General features: G+C 54.0%; 18 protein-coding genes. 6 read left to right on the forward strand and 12 right to left on the reverse strand.

All coding sequences use genetic code 11. The features are described from left to right. Positions 1–59 precede the first annotated feature (59 nt). A complete protein-coding gene (locus tag ACTJIK_RS13720; RefSeq protein ID WP_440646964.1) occupies positions 60–956 on the reverse strand; it encodes a class I SAM-dependent methyltransferase in 897 nt (298 codons plus the stop codon). Between the two features lie 33 nt (positions 957–989). Beyond that, complete coding sequence (locus tag ACTJIK_RS13725; RefSeq protein ID WP_440646966.1) at positions 990–2543, reverse strand: acyl-CoA mutase large subunit family protein; 1554 nt, start codon at positions 2541–2543, stop codon at positions 990–992. 54 nt (positions 2544–2597) lie between these two features. Here ACTJIK_RS13725 and ACTJIK_RS13730 point away from each other — a divergent pair, with 54 nt between their 5' ends. Beyond that, a complete protein-coding gene (locus ACTJIK_RS13730) occupies positions 2598–3500 on the forward strand; it encodes a peptidoglycan DD-metalloendopeptidase family protein (RefSeq protein ID WP_440646968.1) in 903 nt (300 codons plus the stop codon). 37 nt (positions 3501–3537) lie between these two features. On the opposite strand, the gene ACTJIK_RS13735 is transcribed toward ACTJIK_RS13730, so the two are convergent. From ACTJIK_RS13735 to ACTJIK_RS13780, 10 genes are all read right to left on the reverse strand, one after another. Continuing rightward, positions 3538–4095: a hypothetical protein gene (locus ACTJIK_RS13735; protein WP_440646970.1), complete on the reverse strand. Its 558-nt coding sequence runs from the start codon at positions 4093–4095 to the stop codon at positions 3538–3540. Between the two features lie 128 nt (positions 4096–4223). Then, on the reverse strand, positions 4224–5654 hold the full coding sequence (locus ACTJIK_RS13740; RefSeq protein WP_440646972.1) for an L-serine ammonia-lyase: 1431 nt from the start codon (positions 5652–5654) through the stop codon (positions 4224–4226). 115 nt (positions 5655–5769) lie between these two features. Further along, positions 5770–7161, reverse strand: coding sequence for a SusD/RagB family nutrient-binding outer membrane lipoprotein (locus ACTJIK_RS13745; RefSeq protein ID WP_440646974.1), 1392 nt, complete (start codon positions 7159–7161; stop codon positions 5770–5772). Positions 7162–7173: 12 nt separating this feature from the next. Next, positions 7174–10686 carry a SusC/RagA family TonB-linked outer membrane protein gene (locus tag ACTJIK_RS13750; RefSeq protein ID WP_440646976.1) on the reverse strand — a complete coding sequence of 1171 codons (3513 nt, stop codon included), beginning with the start codon at positions 10684–10686 and terminating at the stop codon, positions 7174–7176. Positions 10687–10938: 252 nt separating this feature from the next. Further along, the gene (locus ACTJIK_RS13755; RefSeq protein WP_440646978.1) at positions 10939–11895 is read right to left on the reverse strand and encodes a FecR family protein; all 957 of its coding nucleotides are present in this window, start codon (positions 11893–11895) and stop codon (positions 10939–10941) included. Between the two features lie 139 nt (positions 11896–12034). Further along, entirely contained in the window at positions 12035–12607 is a 573-nt protein-coding gene (locus ACTJIK_RS13760; protein ID WP_440646980.1) for an RNA polymerase sigma factor, read from the reverse strand. Between the two features lie 128 nt (positions 12608–12735). Continuing rightward, a complete protein-coding gene (locus tag ACTJIK_RS13765; RefSeq protein WP_440646982.1) occupies positions 12736–13236 on the reverse strand; it encodes an FKBP-type peptidyl-prolyl cis-trans isomerase in 501 nt (166 codons plus the stop codon). Between the two features lie 12 nt (positions 13237–13248). Then, positions 13249–13752 carry an FKBP-type peptidyl-prolyl cis-trans isomerase gene (locus tag ACTJIK_RS13770; RefSeq protein ID WP_440646984.1) on the reverse strand — a complete coding sequence of 168 codons (504 nt, stop codon included), beginning with the start codon at positions 13750–13752 and terminating at the stop codon, positions 13249–13251. Positions 13753–13876: 124 nt separating this feature from the next. After that, on the reverse strand, positions 13877–15511 hold the full coding sequence (gene groL / locus ACTJIK_RS13775) for a chaperonin GroEL (protein ID WP_440646986.1): 1635 nt from the start codon (positions 15509–15511) through the stop codon (positions 13877–13879). 54 nt (positions 15512–15565) lie between these two features. Then, entirely contained in the window at positions 15566–15847 is a 282-nt protein-coding gene (locus tag ACTJIK_RS13780; protein WP_120516114.1) for a co-chaperone GroES, read from the reverse strand. 29 nt (positions 15848–15876) lie between these two features. Here ACTJIK_RS13780 and ACTJIK_RS13785 point away from each other — a divergent pair, with 29 nt between their 5' ends. From ACTJIK_RS13785 to coaE, 5 genes are all read left to right on the forward strand, one after another. Continuing rightward, the gene (locus ACTJIK_RS13785) at positions 15877–16104 is read left to right on the forward strand and encodes a hypothetical protein (RefSeq protein WP_440646988.1); all 228 of its coding nucleotides are present in this window, start codon (positions 15877–15879) and stop codon (positions 16102–16104) included. 46 nt (positions 16105–16150) lie between these two features. Further along, the gene (gene nusB / locus ACTJIK_RS13790; RefSeq protein ID WP_440646990.1) at positions 16151–17080 is read left to right on the forward strand and encodes a transcription antitermination factor NusB; all 930 of its coding nucleotides are present in this window, start codon (positions 16151–16153) and stop codon (positions 17078–17080) included. A gap of 12 nt (positions 17081–17092) precedes the next feature. Then, positions 17093–17533 (forward strand): DUF1573 domain-containing protein, encoded by a 441-nt coding sequence (locus ACTJIK_RS13795; RefSeq protein WP_440646992.1) that lies wholly within the window; start codon positions 17093–17095, stop codon positions 17531–17533. A gap of 36 nt (positions 17534–17569) precedes the next feature. Continuing rightward, positions 17570–17926 (forward strand): preprotein translocase subunit YajC, encoded by a 357-nt coding sequence (yajC, locus tag ACTJIK_RS13800; protein ID WP_440646994.1) that lies wholly within the window; start codon positions 17570–17572, stop codon positions 17924–17926. 73 nt (positions 17927–17999) lie between these two features. Further along, positions 18000–18584, forward strand: coding sequence for a dephospho-CoA kinase (gene coaE / locus ACTJIK_RS13805; RefSeq protein ID WP_440646996.1), 585 nt, complete (start codon positions 18000–18002; stop codon positions 18582–18584). Positions 18585–18640: the final 56 nt, after the last annotated feature.

Raw genomic sequence — 18640 nt, forward strand, 5'->3', positions numbered from 1 at the left:
AAAAGGGGGAGGGAGAAGAGTTGCTAATGGTGGTTTTTTTCAGTGCTGGAAAGGAATTTTTACAGAGCTTTCACTTCGTACACAATCGAGCTGCATTTGTCCACATGCCGCCATGCTTTCCAATAGGAGCGCAGGCCGTTCCATCCGCCGGCAACCAGGCCGCTGCCGCCTTTGCTGTTCTTTTCGCTGAGCAGGCTCACGTAAAATGCGTCGAATACCATGGGATGTTTCTGCACGATCTTGAGTTCGTGGCGTTGCAGCAGGATGTCCATGGAGCGGGGAGAGAAGTGGTAGAGATGGCGCGGCACATCGTAGGCGGCCCATCCGGCGCCGTAAATGCGGGCATCGGTGGAGGTATAGTTGGGCACGGCGATCAGCAGCGCGCCGCCGGGTTTCAGCAGCGTGCGGATCTGTTGCAGGTAACCATGCAGATCGTGCACATGTTCCAGCACATGCCACATGGTGATGCAATCGTATTGTGCGGGAGCGAGGGAGAAGAGGGCTTCCACGCTTTGTGTTTCGATCTTGTAAAGATTGAGGGCGTTTTCGCGGGCGCCTGCGTCGGGTTCGAGGCCGGTAACGTCCCAGCCCAGCTGCTTCATGTGATGCAGGAAGGCGCCCGTGCCGCTGCCGATATCCAGCAGCTTGCCCTGTTTTACGCCTGCGGCCGTTTTCACCCAGTTCTGCTTGGACCGCATGGTGATCTTGCGCACGCTGTGATACATGCGGTTGATCAGTCCTTCACGGGTTTCGGAGTGAGAAATATATTCTTCGGAACGGTAGTACCGTCCTATTTCGTTGAGGGATGGAACGTCTTGCGTGAAGCGGCCTGTGCAGGCGGCGCATTCCCAGATCCCGAAGGTTTCTTTTGATACGGTATAGTCCTTTGCGGTGAGCACCTGGCTGATCTTTGCCGATCCGCAAACAGGGCATTGCGTGTAATGAATGCTACTCATGGTTATCATAAAGCTGGCTGCAAGATAAACAAATTAAATCCCCCTGTATTCCCCCCACACGTTCCGGAGGCTGTCCGCAATTTCCCCAAGGGTACAGTAGTTTTCCACGGCCTCCACCACCAGGGGCATGAGGTTTTCGGTGGTTGTTGCACGGCTGGCAATGGCTGCCAGCAAGGATGTTACTTTTTCGTTATCACGGCGGCTGCGGAGGTGCTGCAGTTTTTCGGATTGCAGTTTGCGGATGCTGTCGTCTATCCGGAACACTTCGGCATCCGCTTCTTCTTTTACGTTGAATTTATTCACCCCCACAATGATCTTTTCGCCGTTCTCGATCTCCTGCTGGTACTGATAGGCGCTGCGGGCTATTTCATCCTGTATGAAACCTTGTTCTATCGCGCTCACGGAGCCTCCCATGGCGTCTATTTTACCGATCAGTTCCCAGGCGCGGGTTTCCACTTCTTTGGTGAGCGCTTCCACGTAATAGGAGCCGGCCAGCGGGTCTACAGTATCGGCAATGCCGCTTTCGTAGCCGATGATCTGCTGGGTGCGCAGCGCAATGCGTGCAGCCGCTTCCGTTGGGAGGGATATGGCCTCGTCGAAGCCGTTGGTGTGAAGGCTTTGTGTGCCGCCAAGCGTGGCGGCCAGCGTTTGCACGGCCACGCGCACAATGTTGTTCTGCGGCTGCTGCGCGGTGAGCGTACTGCCGCCGGTCTGGGTATGGAACCGCAGCATCTGCGCCTTGGGATCGGTGGCGCCCAGCTCTTTGGTGATATGCGCCCACATATTGCGCGCCGCGCGGAACTTGGCCACTTCTTCAAAAAGGTGGTTGTGCGCGTTGAAGAAAAAGCTGAGGCGTTTGGCAAACACGTTGATGTCCATCCCCACGGCCTGCGCGGCCTTCAGATAGGCCTTCCCGTTGGAAAGTGTGAAAGCCAGCTCCTGTACGGCGTTGGCGCCCGCTTCGCGGATATGGTAACCGCTGATGGAAATGGTGTTCCATTTGGGCACTTCCCGGCTGCAATAGTCGAAAATATCCGTGATGAGCCGCATGGACGGCTGCGGGGGGTAGATGAAAGTGCCGCGGGCGGCGTATTCTTTGAGAATGTCGTTCTGGATAGTACCGGAGATCTTATGCAGGTCCGCTCCCTGTTTTTTGGCCAGCGCAATGTAGAATGCCAGCAGGATAAAGGCGGTGGCGTTGATGGTCATGGAGGTGGACACCTTTTCCAGCTCGATGCCGGCAAACAGCGTTTCGATATCTTCCAGCGAATCGATGGCCACGCCTACTTTGCCCACTTCGCCTTCGGCCATGGCATGGTCTGAATCGTAACCGATCTGCGTGGGCAGATCGAAAGCCACGCTGAGGCCGCTAACGCCCTGGCCGAGCAGGTAATGGTAACGTTTGTTGGATTCTTCCGCGGTGCTGAACCCCGCGTATTGCCGCATGGTCCATAGCTTATCCCGGTACATGGACGCGTGTATGCCCCTGGTAAAGGGAAAGCTGCCGGGCAATTCATCCATCGGCACGGGAGTAGTGTACAATGGCTGTATCTCTATTCCCGAATCCGTCCTGATCTTCTTTTCCATATTTACAATGTTACTTTAAAAACGATAAATTGCGGTAAATTTTGTTGCCCGGCTATGTTTACGTATTTGTTATTGGCGCTAACGATCGGATTGGCGGCGCTGAGTATATTCCTGATGTACCGGGCTTCCCGGAAACCGCTTGCTGACCTGGTGTTTACCGCCGTGCTTTCCGCTTTCCTGGCTTTGTTCATTTACCTCTTCGGCATGTGGGTGTTCCTGAGCGTTTACCTGAAGTATGTTTTCGGCATACTCTTCCTGCTCAGCACCGCCTGGTTCTTCATCCGGCGGAAAGTGACCCTCCCTGCGCGCAGCATCTGGATGAAATTCGTTTTCACCATTTTACTGGGCGCTGCCAGCGTTCTGTATTTTACGGGCACCACCGGCGTACCCAAGACCGTAGAGCTTGATTTTCCGCTTAAAAAAGGCCGTTATTTCGTTTTACAGGGAGGGAAGGGACTGCCCACCAATATTTTCCATTTCAGCCTGCGCGGCGCCATTTACGCAATGGATATCGTAAAGCTGAATAAATACGGCAACCGTGCCAACACTGTCTTTTCCAGGAAGCTGGAAGATTATGCCATTTTCGGGGATACGGTCTACAGCCCCTGCTCCGGTAAAGTAGTGCGGGCTTATAGCGACAACCCCGACAATATTCCGCCGAACATGGCGCGCGGCCCGAAGAACACCAATATGGTGGTGATAGAAGGAGACAACTACACCGTGTTCATGGGCCACCTGAAAATGGGCAGCGTGATGGTAAAGGAAGGGGATATGGTGAAGATCGGCGAACCGCTGGGCTGTGTAGGTAACTCCGGCTTCAGCACCGAGCCGCACCTGCATATACAGGTGCATGAGATCGAGAAAGACAAGCCCTGGTACGCCAGCCGGCCTTTGTATATCCGGTTCAACGGGAAAACTTACCTGCTGAACGAAATGATCCGGGAAAAGAACCTGTAAAAAAAGAGACCTGCATGGTCTCTTTTTTGTTTATCCGTTACCGTTGCATCAGCTTTCGTGCTTCGGCGTTGATGATCTCTATCGCGATGTCTGAAGGGGATTCCGGCTGCAGCATGAACAGTTCCAGAATCTGTTTGTTCAGCTCTATGGAAGGCGCGTCGGGCGGGAGTTTCAGCGCTATCTGGTTGATGATGGAAATGGTCTGTTCCTTCACGGTTTTCACGGCCTCCCATGCCTGCGCTGTTACGTATATCTGCTGCGAAACGTTATGATCGTATTCCGATTTGATATTCGATACCATGCCTATCTGCATGTCCAGCACCGAGAAGCCGGGCTGGTTCACACGGCTGATCAGGTTCTGCGGGGCAATGCGCTCCACGAACAGCACGATCCTTTCATACGCCTGCAGCTGCAAAGGCAGCACTACATCGCCATGGCCGCCTTCTGCTTTCCCTGACACGGATCTCAGCCCCTTTTCCCTTTCTTCTTTCTCTTTCTTTTCGCCTTTTTTCAAGGTGTCTTTCAGGGTCCAGATAACGAGCACTACAGCGCCGGCGATGATAACGATAAACAACAGTTCCTGACTGGATGGCATAATCGTGTGTGTTTTAGAAGTACAAATATAATAGGAATTTATTATTTGTAACTGAAAACATCAGATTAAATAAAAAAAGCGTTCCGCCTTGCCTGGGGGAACGCTAGGTTTATAAGATTATTGATGGCTCAGCACTCGGGCAGGCTGATCGGGATATTCACTGCCAGCCCGCCGTCTGAGGTTTCCTTGTATTTGGAATTCATGTCCTGCGCGGTTTCCCACATGGTTTTCACGACAGCGTCCAGCGATACCTTTGCCAGCTCTGGATTGCTCTGGAGCGCCAGCTGGGAAGCGGTGATGGCTTTGATGGCGCCCATGGTGTTCCGCTCAATGCAGGGCACCTGTACCAATCCTCCGATGGGGTCGCAGGTAAGGCCGAGGTGGTGTTCCATCGCTATCTCCGCGGCCATCAGCACCTGGCGCTGGCTGCCGCCCATGCATTCCGTAAGGGCCGCGGCGGCCATGGCGGACGATACGCCTATTTCAGCCTGGCACCCGCCCATAGCAGCCGAAATGGTTGCGCGTTTTTTGAAGATGCTGCCCACTTCCGAAGCGGTGAGGATGAACTGGATGATCTTTTCCTTGTGGAATCCATCGCAGAATGTAATGAAATATTGCAGTACCGCGGGTATTACGCCCGCGGCGCCATTGGTGGGAGCGGTCACCACGCGGCCGAAAGAAGCGTTCTCTTCGTTTACGGCCAGGGCAAAGCAGCTCACCCAGTCCAGCGTATAGGAGAAATGTTCCCCGCCTGAGCGGATGGCCTCCACCCAGCTGTTATAATCGGTGTAGGTTCTTCCTTTCAGGAGTTTGGTGTTGAGCGCCGCGGCCCTGCGGCCCACTTTCAGCCCGCCGGGCAGCTCGCCGGTAGTGTGGCAGCCACGGTAGATGCAGTCGCGCATCACTTCCCATATCTGTAAAATGCCGGCTTTGGTGTCCGCCTCGCTGCGCCAGGCCTGTTCGTTTTCCAGCACCAGTTCTGAAATGGAATAGCCTGTTTTGATGCACCATTGCAGCAGCTGCCGCGCGGTGTCTATCGGGAAAGGCAGGTCCACATTGTTTTTGCCGCCGCCCGCCATTTCGCCTTCCTTCAACACAAAGCCCCCGCCGATGGAATACCAGGTGGATGCCAGCTGTTCGCCGTTTTGCAGCGTAACGAGAAAGGTCAATGCATTGGGATGGAAGGGGAGGGATTCGTCGTAGAGGAATTCCACATCGGTCAGCGGATCGAAGGCGATCTCGTATTTGCCTTGCAGGCGGAGCTTTTGTTCGCGGCGGATCTTTTCGATCTTCGCGTCTATGTCGTTCACATCGCAGGTAACGGGGTCTTCTCCCCCAAGGCCCAGCTGAATGGCGATATCCGTACCATGCCCATGCCCGGTTTTGGCCAGCGAACCGTAGAGCAGCACGCCAAGGCGCTGCACAGCGGGCAGTTTGCCGGCTTCGGCCAGCTCGTCAATAAAACGCATGGCGGCACGCCAGGGGCCTAGTGTATGCGAGCTGCTGGGTCCTACGCCTATCTTGAAAATATCAAATACTGAGATACACTCGTGTGGCACTGTAAACAGGTTTAATGTCCAAAGTTAAGGGATTTGGGACCACTTCTGTTCCGGCAAAAAAAATACGCGCTACCGCAAGCAGTAACGCGCATTTATATGACAGATAGAGAAAGACTTATTTATCCCACCAAACTTTGCCGTAGAGCCCGTCTCCGGCTCCGCCGAACTGCCGGCTCACAGCGTCTGTGTAATTGGTGGCGTTGTTGAACACCTCGTCCGGCGGATAGCCCTGGCGGTTAGGTACGTCTTTGCCCTGGGGTTTGGTGAAGGCGGGGAAACCGGTCCTTCTCCATTCGGCCCAGGCTTCATAGCCGTGCATGAACAGGTGTACCCAACGCTGGGTACCAATCTGCGCATAAGCGGTGGCGGCGTTGTAAGCCATGCCGGGAGAGGCCATCATGGCGGCATAACCGGCAGTGTCGTTTTTGTTCCATTGGCGGATGGACTGCTCGATGGCCTGGTTGTAGTAGTTCGCAGCGGCGGCATCGCTTCCGCCAATCCATCCGAGCTTGGCGGCTTCGGCTTGTGCAAAGAGGGCCTGGGCATAGGTTACGAGGTAAACGGACGCGTCCTGCTTGCGGATCTCTGCACCCAGCAGGCTGAATGCCGTGGTGCTGAGGCCGTCCAGCGCGCCAAATTCAAGGCCCTCATATTGTCCATCCACATTCGGGTCGCCATAAACGCGCAGGCGGGGATCGCCAACGGGTTTCATTTTGCTGACCAGCAGCTGGCTGAGCGCCCACCATTTGCGGTTCTGGTCGGTCACCTGGTCGTACCAGTAACTTTCATTGGCGGCTTCGGGCAGATGGCGGAACACCAGGTTGCCGGCGTTGCTGGTCATTACCCCGGCGGCCAGCGCTTTGTTGAACTCTTCGCGGGCTTTGGTGGCATTGGCCTGGGAAAGCCGCAGGGCCATCAGCAGCCGGATGGTGTTGCCGAGCTTTTTCCAGTGGGTCATGTCGCCGTTAAAAAGGATGTCGTTACTGATCTTGCCGTCTACGATGGATTTGTCCGCCTCGTCCAGCAGCGCGAACAGACTGTTGTAAATAGATTCCTGCGAGTCGTACACGGGCGTGAATTTTTCACTGCCCTTGAGCGATTCTGAATAGGGTACATCTCCCCAGCGGTCGGTGATATGCCAGAAATAATACGCCTTCAGGATCTTGGCAACGGCCAGCTGGTTGGCAATGGGGCCTTCCTTGGCGTCCAGCTGTTTGGATTTGATGACTGTTTCCAGGTTCATCAGCGGGCCCTGGTAGATGCCGTAGAAGTTCGCTGAAACCTGGTTGTATAACGAAAGGTTAGGATACTGTGTTTCTGAAAGGTATTGCGCGTTGTATTCACCCTGCGGCGATTCGGCCAGCACGGGCAGGTACAGCTCCGCGTTGGCGATCAGCTGGGTGTTGGATGCCTGGCTGGGCAGGTTGGGGTTGACGTTGATGTCGCCGAATTTGTTACAAGCCCCAAGGATGAAAGTGATTCCTGCTAAAACATACATTCTTTTCATGATGGTGTGGCTTTAGAAATTGACGATAAGGTTTACTCCGTAAGAACGCACCGTGTTGGCCTGGCCGGATTCCAGCCAGCTGATGCTCTGGCTTCCGCTGGAAAGCTCCGTCGGGTCGAGGCCTTTGGGCGCTTTCTGCCAGATCATCCAGGGGTTACGCGCTATCAGTGCCACATTGATGCTGCTGAAAGGAAGCCTGGCCAGTTTTGCCTTGCTGAAAGTATAGCCCAGCCTCAGTTCCCTCAGTTTGATATAGTCGCTTTCGTACAGCCACTCTTCGTACACATGCGTGCCGAGCACGGTGCGGTAATAAGCGCGGGCGTCCACGTAAGCGGTGATCATTTCTTTGGTGGAGGCTTTCATGCCGGTCACTTTTACGCCGCCGCCGTCCGCCACCGGGTCACGCACGTTTTTGCCGTTTTCGTTGATGGCAGCGGTCTCTTCGGCCATGCCGGTTTTAACGGCCAGCATTCTTGAACGGCTGAAGAACATACCGCCCACCTGGTAATCGATCATCGCGCTCAGGTCGAAGTTGCCGATGGTGAAAGTGTTCTGCCATCCGCCGGTGGCGTCGGGCAGCACTGATCCGAAGTTGTGAGTGGCTTCGGTGTACAGCGGCATGTTGTTCGCTCCCAGCAATATGGCGCCGGTAGCGGAATCGCGCTGGTACGCTTTGCCGATGAGGCTGCCGAAAGGTTTGCCTACATATGCGTTGAGATATGCGGTAACGCCGGAATAAGTAGAAGAATAAAGCGGGTAAACGGTCTGGTTGGGCGCCAGTTCTTTCACCATGCTCTTGTTGGCGCTGATGTTGAATATAGTGGTCCAGGAAAAGTTCTTGCCGCGCACGGGAGTAGCGGAAAGCGCTATTTCAAATCCTTTGTTCTCGATCAGGCCGGCATTGATGATGGTGCCGCTGTAGCCGCTGGTGCCGGAAAGCGCAAGGGGAATGATCTGGTTCTTGTTCTTCTGCAGGTAATACGTGAAGTCGAGCCCGAGCCTGCTGTCCAGGAACTTCAGGTCCACGCCGGCTTCGTAAGAGTGCGCAAAGGACGGTTTAAGGTTCTGGTTCACCAGGTCGTCAAGCACATACAGCGAATTCACTGCCGCGCCGGTAGCCGGCCGGTAGATGCCGCCCACGCCGTAGTTCACGGAGGTGGCAAACACGCCAACGTCCGACCCTGCCTGGGCGTAGCTGAGGCGCAGCTTGCCGTAATTCAGCGGCTTCCATTTCAGCACGTCGCTGAAAATGAAGCTGGCGGAAACGGAAGGATAGTAGTATGAGTTGTTGTTCTCGTTGAGGGTGGATGTATTATCGTTACGTAATGAAGCTTCGAGGAACAGCAGGTTCTTATAACCCACGGAAGCCATGCCGTATGCGCTGCGGATGGTCTTTTCCAGCTCATAAGAGTTGAGCACGGGCCGGTCTATGGAAGCGGCAAGGCTGTAGTAGCCGGGACTGGAAAGTCCGCCCGCGGTGGCGCCCGATACATAGCTGTATTTGCGGTTGAAGATGTTGCCGCCGAGGTTGAAATTGAACGAGAAGTCGTTCACTGTTTTATTGTACTGCGCCAGGAACTCGTAGTTCATCTCCTTGTTCTGGTATTTGGCGCTGGTATAGGAAGGCACTCTTCTGCTGCCGAATGCAATCCTGGTCTCGATGTTCTGTGTATACATATCGCCGCGCACAAAACCGCTCAGCTTGAGGCCGGGCAACAGGTTGTAGGTAAGGCCCACGTCGCCGAAGAAACGGTCGCGGCCGTCGTTGCTGGTATTTTCATATGCGTCGAAATACGGGTTGTCCCAGTACTGCGGCTCAAAGTCCGTTACTACGCCGTTGCCGCCGGTAGCGGGGGGATTGATGTTCCAGTGCAGGTTAGTGCCGTCCGCATATTTGTAATTCCTCATCCGCTTCATGTCTATATTCCGCTGGAACCATTGCACGATATAGCGCGAGCCCCATTCGGAACCCTGAGACGGGCGCTGGGCGCTGTTGTTGGCGTAGTTGATATTGGTGGACACCTGGATCTTGCTGGTGAGGTCCAGCGAAGCGCTTACACCGAGGTTGTTCCTTTTCAGCCAACTGTTAGGTTCCACGCCGCGGATGTTGGTATTGTTGTAGCTCAGGCGGAAAGTGGCGTTTTCGCTGCCGCCTGTTACGTTAACGCCGTTGTTGAAAGTGGTGCCGGTCTCATAAAAATCCTCGATGTTGGTAGGGTGCGGCACAAAAGGCGTTTCCTTGCCGAAATCGGGATCGAGCGGGTAGAAGCTGAACACCTGGCGTACGGGAGTGCCGTCCATTTTAGGCCCCCAGCTTTCGTCCCAGTCTGTCTGCACTACTTTCTGGCCGTTGGCGAGAGTGTTCCAGGTTTGTTTGGAGCCCGCCCCGTAAAGGTTTTGCAGTTTCAGGAAGTTGGCGGCCTTTTCTATGGAGAAAGCGCTGTTGAGCTGTACGTTCACTTTTTTGGCGCCGCGTTTTCCTTTTTTGGTGGTGATCATGATCACGCCGTATTGTCCGCGGAGGCCGTACAATGCGGAAGCGGTGGGACCTTTCAGCACGCTGATGTCCTCGATGTCTTCGGGATTGATGTCCTGCGCGAGGTTACCGTAATCCGCCCGGTCGCTTTCAGCGAAGTTGGCGTTGGAGATGGGCGTACCGTCTACCACGATCAGCGGCTGGTCTGAGCCGGAAATGGAGTTGACGCCGCGTATCTTGATCTTCTGCGTTCCGCCCATGCTGGCGCCTGAAGAGCCTACTACCTGCACGCCCGCCACTTTGCCGGCGAGCGAGCCCAGCACGTTCTGGTCTTTGGCGTAAGTGAGGTTTTCCCCCTTCACACCCTGGGTGGCATAGCCGAGCGAACGCTGGCTGCGGGTGATGCCCAGCGCGGTCACCACCACTTCGGAGAGGTTGGTGTCGCCGCCTTCCAGGCTGAAGTCGGCGGATGCTGTCTGGTTGTTCACCACGGTAACTTCTGCGGTCGCGGCTTTAAAGCCCATGGCGGTAGCCTGGAGCTTATAGGTGCCGGGCTCCACGTTGCTGATGGAGAAACGGCCCTGTTCGTCTGCCACGGCGCCTTTGGTGGTGCCTACGATCTGCACGGTGGCAAAGGCGAGCGGCGAGCCTGATGCGTCGCGCACCACGCCCCTGATACCGCCATCAAAAAGAACGGCTGTCCTGTGCGCGGAGGGGCCGGCGGTTAAGGAAGCGATCCCTTTTTTGATGACGATATTGGCGTTCACCTGCTCGTATCGCAGGTCTGTAGTGCGCAACAGCTCGTCGAGCAGGCGGCTGACGGGGATATCTGTTGCCTGGTAGGTGATGTTGTTGTAACCCGCAACGTCCTGGGTTCTGTAAGTAAAAGAGCAGTCGGCCAGCGATTCGATCTTTTTGAACGCCTGCTTGAGCGAAGCGTTCCGCAGGTCGATGGATACAGTGATCTTGCTGAGATCCTGCCCGCTGCCGGTAGCGGCCATGAGTAAGCCGTTGATAGTGAGCAATATGGTCAGAATGGAAATTCTCATAATACACCTTTTGAATGTCAGCCGCCGGAGGATGGGCGCCGGCCGCTGTATTTCATTGCATAGCGGGGCAATGAAATTGCTTTTTTCTACATACAAATTCATAGCTTTGGTAAGTTTAATAATTCATGAAAAGGGATTATTCAACGCAAACAGGAGCCGCTGCCAGGTCGCAATTGGAGCGGCTCTCTGCTTTTTTGTAACAATCAGCCGGATGCAGGAGTGCACGGATGGTTCATGATCTTTAGATTTTGGTTAATGTATCGTATAAACCCCTTCTGTCAGCGACAGCCGGGTGTCCGTCAGTTTGCATAATACCTGTAATGCCTGTTCCACCCCAATGTCCCGCTTGAACGACGTGCTCACCGTGAGCCCCCGCAGGTTTTCCTGCATGATCCTGATCTTCACATCGTATACCCTTTCGAGATCGGCAATGATGTCTGCCAGCATTTCACCGTCGTACTGGAGATCTCCCTGCTTCCAGGGCGCCGCATCGGCCATGAGCAGTTTTTTTACGCTCTGGGCCGGCCTTGTAACGTCCACTTTCAGCTGCTGGCCGTTCGTCAGCATGGCCGGCGCGCCGTCTCGGTAGTTCACGCTCACCTTTCCTTTGCTTACGCTCACCACCACGCTCCTGCGGCCGGGGTAGGCCCTGATATTGAAGGCGGTGCCCAGCACGGTGGTGGAAACCTTGCCGGTATGGATGATGAAGGGCGTTTCCACCGCATGCCGCACATCAAAATAAGCTTCGCCGGTGAGGTATACTTCCCTGCTCCGTTTCCCGAAATCTTCGGGGAATTCCAGTGTGCTGGCGGCATTCAGCCAAACCTCCGAGCTGTCTGGCAGCACGATGTGCTTGTATTCGCTGCGGGCGGTATGCTGCCGGGCCATATGCGTGGGCTGTACGGCTTTTTGCCGGGGCATGAGCCAGAGGGCGGCGCCTGCGGCGGCAACGAATATGGCGGCCATGGCCAGCGCTTTGCGGAGAACGGCCCGGTTGCGTTTGAAAGGCACCACCAGCTGGCCGTTCTCGTCCACGTAAGCGTCCGCGGGCGCGTTGCCGGCTTCGGCTTCGTAAGCCTGGCGGATCAGCTCGCGCACTGCCCCGTCGTGGGCGCTTTGGCGCAGGAGGGCGAAGAACTCTTCGTACTCCTGCCGGGTGCAGGTATTGTCCCGGTATCTTTTGAACAAATATTGTATCCGTTCTTCCATCGCGGTTGTATTGGTGTATACACCGGAAGACGAAGCAGCGGGAAAATGTTCCTACCGGGTTTTAAAAAAAAGTGGAATTTTTTTGAAAAGCGGAGAGAGGGTGATAAACAACGGGGCCTGCCAATTTTCGGGACAGGCTTCAGCAATACAGTGAAAAGAACAGCGACAGCGGCCCCGCCGTTTTGGCCACGAAGCTGCGGATAGCCTGGAGGGCGGTAGATAGCTGGTTTTTGACCGTATGGCGCGATATTTTAAGCTCTTCGGCTATCTCCTGGTAGTTGAGCCCTTCTTCCCGGTTGAGGCAGTAAATGAGCTTCCTTTGGGGCGGCAGGCGGTCGATCGCTTTTTGCAGGATGTGATGATATTCCCTGGCCTCCACTACGGCGGCGGTGGCCTGGGTATTGGCGGGCATCGCTTCCCAGATGGTCTGGCGCAGGCGCTCATCGGCGGCGGCTTTGCGCAGGAAATCGATCACCCGGTTCTCGGTGAGCCGGTACAGCCAGGCATCCATATTACGGATCTGCCCGAACGCCTCCCTTTGTTCCCACAGCTTGATAAATACATCCTGGATCACGTCCTGGGCGTATGTTTCAGACTTAGTGAGCTTCAGGGCCAGGGCATACAGCCTGCCTTCGTGCCGCCGGAATATCTGCATGAATTGCAATTCCAGCGGATCCTGGCGTTGGGTACGGTATCTCGGTTCATTGTGCATGCAATACGGGGAATAATTACAGCGATTTTCGTTGATTCTGGTCTTCTTAAATGTAGGACATTTTCCCCGTAATATAAAATGCCTGTTGCGGTGAGCAACAGGCATTTTTATAAAAAATTCAGTCTGAACTAGTAATAATAGTTATTCAGCTTTACTTCGAAGATCAGCACGGAGTTCGGCGGTATGGTGCCTTTATCCTGGTCCCGGTAACCCAGCACAGAAGGAATGAAGTAACGCACGGTGCCGCCCTTGGTGGTTTTCATCGGCCCTACCTTAAAACCCTCGATCAGGCCGGGCTGCCCCAGGCGCATGTCGTTGAAGGTCACTGCCGTGGCGGAATCGAAACGGGTGCCGTTCAGCAGGAAGCCTTTGTAGTCTATATTGAAACGGTCTGTGAGCTTAATGGTATCGCCGCCCTGGCCATGTACCAGCACTTTAAAATATACGCCGGTGGTATCGCGCACATAACCGGTCAGGTTATTCGCGGCAATGTAGTCCTTGATCGTCTGCTCGTCTTTCGCAGCCTGTTTGTCGTAGTCGTAGGGAGGCGTGTCGTTGTCTTTTTTGTTGCAGGCAAACATCAGTACAATTGCCAGGAGGCCTGTAAGGCCGAAAATGTTTCTCTTCATATATTTTTCCGGTTATTTAATATCGATAAGGCTTACGTCGCATGCAAGGATGGCGTAGGGCGGAATGGTGCCCGGCACGCCGATATCCGCGAAAGCAAGCCCGGAAGGAATGAATAAAAGGATGCGCCCCCCCTTGGTGATCTGCTGCAGCCCGATCTGCCAGCCGGCAATATGGTTCTTCAGCTGCCGGTTGTCGAACGAAGTGGGCAGGGGACTTTGTTCCACGATCTTTGTATCGCCCAGTATACGGCGGGTGAAGGTAACCACGGGTACCTGGTTCAGGCGGATGGTATCTCTCCCGTTCCCCTTGTCCAGCACCTTGTACACGAGGCCGCTGGGATGATACACTGCGCCGGAATCCTGGTTGGAGTACAGCAGGTAGCGCCTGATAATGTCGGTATCCCTCGTCACGGCGTCGAAGGCGGCTTCGAGGCTGGGCGTGTCCTTCGAGCAGGAAGGCAGGAGCGCCGGCAGTGCCGCCAGTATGCATACGATCAGAATTCGCCGGTATAACATGCCTGTTTAACTTTTTTTCAAAAATACACCCGTTAAACGGGCAGGAAGGCAGGAAAGTTACAAATAAAAAAATCCCGCCCATGGATTACCAGGGCGGGACTTGGAAAATTTATTCCCGTAAGGATTAATAATCCATACCCATACCGTGGCCGCCCGGCATTGCAGGGGCTGCGGATTTAGGCTCGGGTTTGTCTGCGATCACACATTCGGTGGTGAGCAGCATACCAGCAATGGATGCGGCGTTTTCCAGCGCGATGCGGGATACTTTGGTCGGGTCGATTACACCGGCTGCCAGCAGGTTCTCATAAGTTTCGGTGCGGGCGTTAAAACCGTAGTCGGCTTTACCTTCCTTCACTTTCTGTACCACGATGGAACCTTCGATACCGGAGTTTTCGGTGATCTGGCGCAGCGGCTCTTCGATAGCGCGTTTAACGATCGCGATACCGGTCTGCTCGTCTTCGTTGTCACCTTTCAGTTTATCCAGCGATTCGATAGCGCGGATGAAAGCCACACCGCCACCTGCTACGATGCCTTCTTCAACGGCAGCGCGGGTTGCGTGCAGGGCGTCGTCCACACGGTCTTTCTTTTCTTTCATTTCCACTTCAGTGGCAGCACCAACGTACAGTACAGCTACACCGCCGCTCAGTTTGGCGAGGCGTTCCTGCAGTTTCTCACGGTCATAGTCGGAAGTGGTCACTTCGATCTGTGACTTGATCTGGTTGATACGGCCCTGGATGGCTTCTTTATCGCCTTTACCGCCTACAACGGTGGTATTGTCTTTATCGATGGTTACGGATTCTGCACGGCCCAGGTAAGTGAGGTCTGCATTTTCCAGTTTGTAACCCTGCTCTTCGGAGATCACCACACCTGCAGTGAGGGTAGCAATGTCCTGCAGCATTTCCTTCCTCCTGTCGCCAAAGCCGGGAGCTTTAACAGCAGCTACTTTCAGGGTGCCGCGCAGCTTGTTCACCACCAGGGTGGCCAGTGCTTCGCCTTCCAGGTCTTCAGAGATGATCACCAGGGGAGCGCCTTGCTGGGCCACTTTTTCCAGGATGTGCAGGATGTCCTTCATGGTGCTGATCTTTTTGTCGTAGATCAGGATGTAAGGGTTCTGCAGCTCAGCCTGCATTTTTTCGCTGTTGGTAATGAAGTAAGGGGAGAGGTAACCACGGTCGAACTGCATACCTTCTACCACTTCCACGGTAGTTTCGGTGCCTTTCGCTTCTTCAACGGTGATAACGCCGTCTTTGGTCACTTTCTGCATGGCTTCAGCGATCAGCTTACCGATCTCCGCGTCGTTGTTGGCGGAAATAGCGGCTACCTGCTCGATCTTTTTATTGTCGCTGCCTACTTTTTCAGACTGGCTTTTCAGGTTCTCTACTACAGCTTTAACGGCTTTGTCGATACCGCGTTTCAGATCCATGGGGTTAGCGCCTGCAGCTACGTTCTTCAGGCCTTCGCCGATGATGGACTGTGCGAGCACGGTGGCGGTGGTGGTACCGTCGCCCGCGATATCCGCAGTTTTGGAAGCCACTTCCTTCACCATCTGGGCGCCCATGTTCTCAATGGGGTCTTCCAGTTCGATCTCTTTTGCTACGGTAACACCGTCCTTAGTTACGCTGGGAGCGCCGAATTTCTTTTCGATCACCACGTTGCGGCCTTTGGGGCCCAGGGTTACTTTCACAGCATTAGCCAGGGTGTCAACGCCTTTCTTCATTTTATTGCGGGCGTCTGTATTGAAAAATATCTGTTTTGCCATAGTTGTACTATTTTCTTTGGTCGTGTTTTAGAAATGATAACAGGGGAGGGTGGCTTAGATAACCGCCAGGATGTCCGATTCGCGCATGATCAGGTAATCATCGCCTTCCAGGCTGATCTCGGTTCCTGAGTATTTACCATACAGCACGGTATCGCCCACTTTCACACTAACGGGTTCATCTTTTTTACCGGGGCCGGCTGCTACTACCGTACCACGCTGCGGTTTTTCTTTAGCGGTGTCGGGGATGATGATGCCGCCTGCGGTTTTTTCTTCAGCTGCTGCGGGTTTTACAATCACCCTGTCTGCCAGAGGTTTAATACTTAAATTTTTAGCCATTGTAATTCTATTTTTAAAAAGATGAGTGTATGAATAAAATGAAGTTTGACGGTTTTTCCCTTAACGAAGATTATGCCAACCGGCCTGTTTGGCCGGTTACCGGGAGCCAACGAGCCAAATTTGCAGGAAGCAAAGATAAGCAAATAGGAACGGGACTGTCAAGAAATGCCATTTTTTCATTTTTTACCTGCCAGGCTCCTGTCCTATGGCAGTTTAAGCCTGCCGGAACAGCCTGCCCCACGAAGTATTTTTTATAAAGTCCTTGTAAAACAGTAGATTTGCGGCCATTTTCCTAAGCGTACAATGATCAGTAGAAGAAACATCCGGGTTAAAGTAATGCAAACGCTGTATGCCATGGATACCATGGAGCAGGAAACGGTGAAACCGGGCACTGCAACGAGTTTGCTAAATGAGAAGCTGGACCAGACCTGCCAGATATTCACCTATATACTCTACACACTGGCCCGCGTGGCCCAGTATGCGGAAACCGACGCCCAGGCAAGGGCCAACAAGCACCTGCCCAGCGAGCACGACCTTTCCGTGAATACCAAGGTGGCAGGGAACGACTTTATTTTCCAGGTAATGGGAGATAAAGGGTTCCAGGTGAACCTCGAAACCTGGAAACTCCGCCGGCTGGAAGATGTGGACCTTACCCGCAAACTGTACAACCAGCTCACGGAAACGGAAGTGTATAAGACCTATATCGCGGAACCCGCCAGGGACAAGGCTTCTGAAAAGCATATCGTCGAATATATCTATAAGCACATACTGGAAAAGAACGAGCTGTTCCGCCAGCATATGGAAGACAGCTTCCTGCACTGGGGCGACGATGAGGACATGATGGGCATCCTGGTAGGCAACTACCTCTCCAAGCCGCAGCTGTTCAACTTCCTGCAGCTGATCAGCCGCGAAAAGCTGGAATACGCCAAGGACCTGCTCACCACCGTGATCAATAAAAAGGATTATTGCATGGAGCTGATCAAACCGAAGCTCCAGAACTGGGACCCGGAGCGGATCGCGGCGGTAGACATGCTGCTGATGGAAATGGGCGTCTGCGAATTCCTGTATTTCCCCACCATTCCCACCAAAGTGACCATCAATGAGTATATAGACCTGGCCAAAGCCTACAGCACGCCGCAAAGCGGGCAGTTCGTGAACGGCATCCTGGACAATATCCTCAAAGACCTGGTGCAGGCTAACCTGGTGGAGAAAACGGACCGGAACAAGAAATAAAGTTCATCTCATATGCAACCGATCTTATACCTGTTTTTCGCTGCGGCTTTGGCCCTTACGGCCTGCGGCGGCCAATCCGGCAAACAGCCGGCCACGGCTACGGACGCGATGGATACCACAAAAGGGACCTGGCCGGTGATGACTTTTGAAAAGGAAAGCCATAACTTTGGCGATGTAACGGAAGGAGAGGTGGTGGAATATTCCTTTAAGTTCACCAACACCGGCAGCCGGGACCTGCTGATCACCAAGGCGGAAGCCAGCTGTGGCTGCACCGTGCCGGAATGGCCCAAGGAACCGCTGAAACCGGGGCAGAGCGGGTATATGAAAGTCAAGTTCGACAGCAATGGCCGCCCGGAAGGGTACACCGAAAAAGAACTGTATATCCAGGCCAATACCAATCCTCCCGTGATCAACGGCCCAAAGATCCAGTGTGTGATCGTAACAAAGAAATAGTAACTTTACCAGCTTCAAATCAATAAACAACATACGATGTACAACTTATTATTAAACGTATTTCTGATGACGCCCCCGGCCGGTGGCGCACAGGGCGGCGGAATGGGCAGCTATGGCACCCTGCTGTTCTTTGGCGGTATGATCCTCGTGATGTGGCTCTTCATGATCCGCCCCCAGACCAAAAAAGCAAAAGCACAAAAACAATTCATCGATAACCTGAGAGAAGGTGATAAGATCGTTACCATTGCCGGCATACACGGTAAAGTGAAAAAGATCAACGACAACAACACCCTCCAGATCGAGGTGAGCCCCGGTACTTTCTTCACTGTAGAGCGTTCTGCCGTGAGCATGGAGTACACCACCGCCATCAACAAAGCCGCTGAAACCAAATAAACCCGGTTCAGCCCGAAATAATGAAAAGAGAGAAGGAAATTTCCTTCTCTCTTTTTTTGTAATTTTCCGTCATATGCAGATCATAGGCATTACAGGAGGCATCGGCTCCGGCAAATCGACCGTTGCGAAGATATTTTCCCTGCTCGGCATTCCCGTTTATTCGGCGGACGATGCGGCGAAAGAGATCATGGTGAACGACCCGCTGCTGGTTTCCCAGATAAGGGCCCACTTTGGCGACGCGGCTTATTTTGACGACGGCAGCCTCAACCGCAAACACATCTCCAATATCGTTTTTGCAGACAAAGAGCAGCTGGCCGTGCTCAATTCCCTCGTGCACCCCGCCACCATCCGCGATTCCGAAGCCTGGGCCCGCAGGCAGACCAGCCCCTACGTGCTCAAGGAAGCCGCCCTGATGTACGAAACGGAATCCTTTCATCATGTGGACAAGGTGATCGTGGTATCGGCCCCGCAGGCCATGCGCATCCAGCGGGTGATGAAGCGCGACGGCGTAGACCGCAATGCCGTGCTGGCGCGCATGCACAAGCAGCTGGACGAGGCCATTAAGCTCAAGCTGGCCGATTACGTGATCTACAACGACGAGCAGCAGATGGTGATACCTCAGGTGCTCAGCCTGCACCGGCAGCTTTTAAGTTTTTAACTTTTCTTTACCAGGCCCGGCCCGGCTTTTAACTTTTTCTTAGAACCGATTGCGGT

Source organism: Chitinophaga sp. 22620 (genome assembly GCF_052044405.1).
GTDB lineage: Bacteria > Bacteroidota > Bacteroidia > Chitinophagales > Chitinophagaceae > Chitinophaga.